A 1102-nucleotide genomic window follows, 5' to 3' on the forward strand; every position below is an offset into this window, starting at 1 on the left:
TTCGGGGTGGTGAAGATGAGTCCGTTGTCCGTCCAGCCCGTTCCGGCCGCCTGGCGCTCTTCCTGCTGCTGTTCCTGGTGGATCTTGAGGGAGCTCAGGCATTCGGGGGGCAGGGCGATGCGTCGCTCGGAGGCCAGGGTCTTGGTGTGCAGGACGGTCAGGCCCTGACTTCGGGTGCGCTGGAGGGAGCGGTGGATGGTGGCGGTGCCGCTGTCGAGGTCGAGGTCTTCCCAGTGGAGGCCGAGGAGTTCGCCCTTGCGGAGTCCGGTGCGCAGGGCGAGTTCGTACAGGGCGTGCAGCCGGTCGCCCCTGGCCGTCTGGAGGAGCTGCCTGGCCTCGGCCGCGGTGAGGGGCCGGAAGCGTTTGGGGCGAGGTGTCGCGGTCTTGACGTTCCGGGCGACGTTGCGCGGCAGCTCGTCCTCGCGAATGGCATGCTCTAGGGCGGACTTGAGGACTGAGTGAACGTACGTCACGGTCAGCGGTGACAGTGTCTTGCCGCAACACTGACCGATGGCGCAGCATCGCCGACGGCCAGTGTCCCGTTCCTGGGCACAGCACTGGCAGGTGGTACGGAGCCGGTCGAGGAAGGTGCGCACGTCCCGGGCTGTGAGCCGGGCGATCTTCTTGGTACCCAGGACGGGGATGAGGTAGAGGCGAATGCAGCTGCGTAGCGGGTGTGGGTGTTCTCGCGGAGGTGATGGACGGCGACGGTGCCCAGCCAGTACGTCACGTAGTCGCCGACGGTGCTATCGGCTGCGGCGGTGGGCAGGCCGCGATTGCTGGCGGCGATCTTCTCGGTGAGCTTAGCAAGGGCTTCCTTGCGGGTGGTGCCGTAGACGCGGATGCGCTTGCGGGTGTTGCCGGGGGCGAGGACGTATCCTGCGGCTTCCCAGCGGCCTTCCTTGCGCTGGTAGACGGTTCCGTCGCCGTTGGCCCGGGCGCGGCGGGAGAGGCTGGTGTCGCGGGGCGTGCTCATCAGACGGCTTCCTGTTCGAGGCGGGTGCGGATGAACCGCCCCGGGTTCGGTGGAGATCTCAGTTGGTGGCTGTGAGCTGGGGTTTCGTGGTTGCTCGGTAGTAGTTGGCTTCGTATTCGACGGGCG

Annotated in this window: 1 pseudogene; it reads right to left on the reverse strand. The window is 67.3% G+C overall.

What is annotated here, in order from left to right:
* Nucleotides 1-976 (reverse strand): annotated as a pseudogene (locus ACFWN1_RS33405) (tyrosine-type recombinase/integrase); the annotation flags it as partial.
* Nucleotides 977-1102: the final 126 nt, after the last annotated feature.

The sequence above is a fragment of the Streptomyces sp. NPDC058459 genome, from assembly GCF_042721685.1.
Taxonomy (GTDB): domain Bacteria; phylum Actinomycetota; class Actinomycetes; order Streptomycetales; family Streptomycetaceae; genus Streptomyces.